Source organism: Roseiarcus sp. (assembly GCF_049514155.1).
Classification (GTDB): Bacteria; Pseudomonadota; Alphaproteobacteria; order Rhizobiales; family Beijerinckiaceae; genus Roseiarcus.
Genome location: NZ_JBEKVH010000227.1, coordinates 1 through 4,598, shown reverse-complemented (window position 1 = coordinate 4,598; position 4,598 = coordinate 1). Strand labels below are relative to the sequence as shown.

At 68.2% G+C, this 4,598-nt stretch carries 6 protein-coding genes; 1 reads left to right on the top strand and 5 read right to left on the bottom strand.

What is annotated here, in order from left to right; all coding sequences use genetic code 11:
* The first annotated feature begins 20 nt into the window (after nucleotides 1-20).
* Nucleotides 21-152, top strand: coding sequence for a phosphogluconate dehydrogenase C-terminal domain-containing protein (locus tag ABSF49_RS20345; RefSeq protein ID WP_424114459.1), 132 nt, complete (start codon nucleotides 21-23; stop codon nucleotides 150-152).
* Nucleotides 153-652: 500 nt separating this feature from the next.
* Here ABSF49_RS20345 and dgoD read toward each other — a convergent pair whose 3' ends face one another.
* From dgoD to ABSF49_RS20320, 5 genes are all read right to left on the bottom strand, one after another.
* Nucleotides 653-1,801 (bottom strand): galactonate dehydratase, encoded by a 1,149-nt coding sequence (gene dgoD, locus ABSF49_RS20340; protein ID WP_424114458.1) that lies wholly within the window; start codon nucleotides 1,799-1,801, stop codon nucleotides 653-655.
* Nucleotides 1,798-2,727, bottom strand: a complete 930-nt coding sequence (locus ABSF49_RS20335) for a dihydrodipicolinate synthase family protein (RefSeq protein ID WP_424114457.1) — start codon at nucleotides 2,725-2,727, stop codon at nucleotides 1,798-1,800. The genes dgoD and ABSF49_RS20335 overlap by 4 nt, the downstream gene beginning before the upstream one ends.
* Before the next feature lie 74 nt (nucleotides 2,728-2,801).
* On the bottom strand, nucleotides 2,802-2,933 hold the full coding sequence (locus tag ABSF49_RS20330) for a hypothetical protein (RefSeq protein WP_424114456.1): 132 nt from the start codon (nucleotides 2,931-2,933) through the stop codon (nucleotides 2,802-2,804).
* Nucleotides 2,930-3,694, bottom strand: a complete 765-nt coding sequence (locus ABSF49_RS20325) for an SDR family oxidoreductase (RefSeq protein WP_424114455.1) — start codon at nucleotides 3,692-3,694, stop codon at nucleotides 2,930-2,932. The genes ABSF49_RS20330 and ABSF49_RS20325 overlap by 4 nt, the downstream gene beginning before the upstream one ends.
* Before the next feature lie 94 nt (nucleotides 3,695-3,788).
* Nucleotides 3,789-4,598: SMP-30/gluconolactonase/LRE family protein (locus ABSF49_RS20320; RefSeq protein WP_424114454.1), on the bottom strand; the 810-nt coding region annotated here is incomplete at its 5' end.

The following is a 4,598-nucleotide window of genomic DNA, read 5'->3' as shown; positions in this document are numbered from 1 at the left end:
TCAACCTGTTCAAGGAAGGCGTGTTCTCGGACGGCGCCAAGCGGGCGATCGAAAAGGCGAAGGCCAAGCTGTTCCAGCCCGACTGGAAGCGGGTCTTCGACGACGACGAACTGATGGCTTCGGTGAAAGACATCACCCATCCGCAAGCCTAGGTCACGACGCCCGCCGAGGCGGGTTCCCGTTGAATCGGCCCGCCTCGAAGTTGCGCGTGGGGCGCCGCGGTTGTGGCGGCTCCGCTCAGCGGGTCGGCAAGCGGTTGGGCCGGCTTGCCCGGTCCCGACGATTCTGACGGAATCCTCGACCTCGTTCGCGGCGGCTCCCGGCCGAGCGCCGTCATCATCCTGCGACGTGGGCTGAAGCGCGTTTGGGGACGACTGGAGGCGGCGGCGAACGACGAGCGGCCGAGCGTCGAGACCGGAACCCCGGGGTTTCGCCCGATTTGCAAGCAAAGGCGCGGACCGGCGACGGCGACGCTCGGCAGTCGACCAATCGGGAAGCGGCGTCGCCATCTGTCGCCGCTCCCGGTCGCAGACAATCGCGCCATCGCGGCGGTTTCGCCGAAAGGCTCAATCGTCGATCCCGGCGACCCTCGAAGCCTCAACTAGCGCGCAAGCTCGCCGCGCCGTTTGCCGCGGGCTCGAAATCGATCCCCTCACCATTCGGCGATCGCTCCGTCCTCGTGGCGCCAAACCGGGGCGCGCCAGCGATGGCCGACTTTTGCCATTTCCGCGACCTTCGCCTCGTCGACCTCGATTCCGAGCCCTGGCCCGTCGGGGATGGCGAGGAAGCCGTCGGCGTAGGCGAAGCGCGCTTTCGAGGTCAGATAGTCGAGCAAGTCGCCGCCTTGATTGTAGTGGATGCCGAGGCTTTGCTCCTGCAGCACGGCGTTGTGACAGATCGCGTCGACCTGCAGGCAGGCGGCGAGCGCGATCGGGCCCAGCGGGCAGTGCGGGGCGAGCGCGACGTCGTAGCACTCGGCCATCCAGCCGATGCGGATCGCCTCGGTGACGCCGCCGACGTGGGCGGGGTCGGGGTTGACGATCTGCGCCGCCCGCGCTTCGAACACAGCCTTGAACTCGGCGCGCGAATGCATGCGCTCGCCGACCGCGAGGGGGATCGAGGTCGAGCGTGCGAGCTCGGCAAGCGCTTCGAGCTGGCCGGGCGCGACAGGATCTTCGACGAAAATCGGCCTGAGCGGCGCGACCTCGCGCAGCAAGACGCGCGCCATCGGCGCGTGGACGCGCCCGTGGAAATCGAAAGCGAGGTCGAGCGCGTCGCCAACCGCCGCGCGCAGCTCGCCGAGCCGGGCGACGATCGCGTCGATCTTGCGATAATCGTCGATCATGCCGAGCTCTTCGCAGACGTTCATCTTCACCGCGCGGAAGCCGCGGCTCATGGCGTCGCGCGCGTCGGCGACGAGGTCGTGCGGCCGGTCGCCGCCGATCCAAATGTAGGTCTTGATCCGGCTGCGCTGTGCGCCGCCGAGCAGCGCATGGACCGGCGCGCCGTGATGCTTGCCGAGAATGTCCCACAGCGCTTGGTCGACGCCGGAGATCGCGCTCATCAGCACCGGGCCGCCGCGATAGCAGCCGTTGCGATAGAGGCTCTGCCAGATGTCGTTGATCTGACAGGGATCGCGGCCGACCAGGAAATCCGAGATCTCCTCAATCAACGTCGCCAGCGTCGCGGCGCGCCCTTCGAGCACCGGCTCGCCCCAGCCGTCAATTCCGGCGTCGGTCTCGATCTTGAGGAACAGCCAGCGCGGCGGCACGAGGTAGGTCTTCAGCGCGACGATCTTCATGCGGCGGCTCCGAGTTGATTGGCGTAGGGGCCGAAGCGCGCCGACCAGCGGCGCATTGCGGCGATGAGGAACGGATCGGGCGCGTCACGGACGATCCGGCACGCGCATGGATTGTCGATCCCCGCCCGCGCCGCAAACATCCGCTTGCCGTAGAGGATGGCGACGTCGAGGCTCTGCATGGCGAACACGACATAAGGCAGAATGTCGCGATAGAGCGCGTCCATGCGGGCCTCGTCGCCGGCGAGGAAGGCGGCCTGGATCGCCATCTGCCAATCGGCGCAGTCCGGCGCAGGGACGAGGCCGACGCATCCGGCGCGCAGATTGTCGGGTAGTTCGAGCCCGCCGCGGCCGTTGAGCACCGCGACGCGCGGCGACAGCGCGTCGACGTAGCGCTTGACGACCGCTACCGGCCCCTCGCCCTTCATCAGAGTGAAGTTCGACCGGCGGTCGGCGAGCGCGCGAACCGCCGGCGGGCTCAATCCCACGCCGAGAAACTCCGGCGCGTTCTGGATGCCGGCCGGCGACTTGACCGCCGCCATGACGTCGGCGAAGAACTCGCAGAGCTCGCCTTCGCTCGGCCGCGCGCCGACCGGCGGCTGGACAATCAGGGCGGTCGCTCCCGCCGCTTCGGCGTCGCGGGCGAGCGCGCAAGTCTCGCCGAGGTCTCGTCCGGCGACGGTGGCGAGGATCGGCACGCGACCGGCGACGTCCTCGATCGCCCATTCGACCAGCGTGCGGCGCTCCGAAGGTTCGAGCGCCGCGACCTCGGTGATGAGCCCGAGGACGGCGATCCCCGGCGCGCCTGCGGCGATGACCGCCTCGATCTCGGCGCGCCATGCGCGCCGGTCCAGCGCGCCGCGCTCGTCGAAGAACGCGTAGAGGATCGGGTAGATCCCCTTGGGTCGAAAGCTCGCTCCCGCCGTCACGCCCGCTTGGCTCCGCGCGCCGCTTGCTCGATGTGGCTTTGCTTCGTGTTTATCAGATAGTCTGTCATGGCGTCTCAGACCAGCGCTCCCATAAGGGTGGGCGTCAACAGGCGCTTGACGCCTGGGCGACTGACGAACGCGTCGCCGGAGAGCGGCGCCGCGGCGAGATCGATTTCCGCGACCAGCGACAAGAGTCCCTCGCTCACTCGTACATGCGAATCCCGACGCCGCCGTCGGCGTTGATGTTCGCGCCGATGATGAAGCGCGCCTCGTCGGAGGCGAGCAACACGGCGATCGCCGCGATCTCCTCCGGCCGGCCGAGGCGCTTGATCGGCTGCTTGGCCTCGACCTCAGCGCGCGCACGCTGGGGATCGGACGTCGCCGCGAACTGTTTGAGCGTCAGCGGCGTCTCGATCCAACCCGGCGAGATCGCGTTCACGGCAATCCCTTTGTCGGCGTATTGCAGCGCCAGCGCGCGGGTCAGCCCCAACAGCGCGTGCTTGGCGACAGGATAGGGAAAGGTGTCGCGCATCACCTGGAACGAGTGATTGGAAATGATATTGACGATCGCGCCGCCGCCGCGCGCCAGGAGGCGCGGCAGCGCCGCGCGACAGCCGCTCGACGCGCCCTCGAGATCGACCGCCATGCAGCGCCGCCAATCGGCTTCGCTGATGGCGAGCGGGTCGCCAAACACGGCGACGCCGGCGTTGTTGACCAGAACGTCGAGGCCGCCCCACCGCTCCGCCGCCCCGGCAATCAACTGCTCGACTTGATTAGGGTCGGCGACGTCGGTTGCAATGGCGATGGCGGACTCGCCGAGCGAGGCCGCGACGCGCTTGCCGCTCGACGCGTCGACATCGCCGATCGCGACGCGCGCGCCCTCGGCGACAAAGCGGCGCGCGACCGCCTCGCCGATGCCCGACCCCGCTCCAGTCACTATCGCCACCTTGCCCTCGAGCCGGCGCATGACCCTCCCTCCCCTTGATCGACGATCTGCTCTCCTCGCATTGAAGACCGTAATCTTGGCGGCGCAACCTTCATGAGCGACAACCCTCAGGCGGTCAGCCTGCGAAGCGCCGCTCTGCGACCCCGCGCACGCCGACGTCGACGGCGAACAGCCCGCCGGCATGCGGCTGGTTGGCCAGCCGCGCCGGCGTCAAGTCCCATACTGCCGAGGTGACGTAGAGGGTCGCGAGATCCGGACCGCCGAACATGCAGCTTGTCGGCTTCTCGATCGGCAGTCCGACGATGCGATCGATCGTTCCCTCCGGCGCGTAGCGCACGATCCGCCACGCATCCCATTCGGCGTTCCACAGGAAGCCGTGTTCGTCGATGGCGCCGCCGTCCGGATTGGCGGCCGTCTCGGCGAACAGGCGGCGATTGTCCACGGTCCCGGCCTCATCGTCGTAGTCGAACTTGTAGATGCGCTTGTCGAGCGTATCGGCGAAGAAGAAGGCGTCGTTGTCGAGCGACCAGACGAAACAGTTGGAGATTCCGACGTCGCCGAACACCTTGTGCACCGAGTGGTCGGGATCGACTCGATAGAGCGCGGCGGTATGCGCCCTCAGGCTGTCGTCCATGGCGCCCGCCCAAAAACGGCCGCGGCGGTCGCACTTGCCCTCGTTGAAGCGGTTGCCCGGCTTGTCCGCCTCGGGGCGGGCGATCCAATCGATGGCGCCGCTTTCGAGGTCGTAAAAGGCGATGCCGGAAGCGAAGGCGACGATCAGCCCGCCCTTCTCGCGCAGCGCGAGGCTGCAGATGCGCTCCGGCATTGGCCACCGGTCGACCACGCCGGTCGACGGGCGATAGCGCTGGAGGAGCTTGCCTTCGATATCGACCCAATAGAGCGCTTGCTCGGCGACGTCCCACAC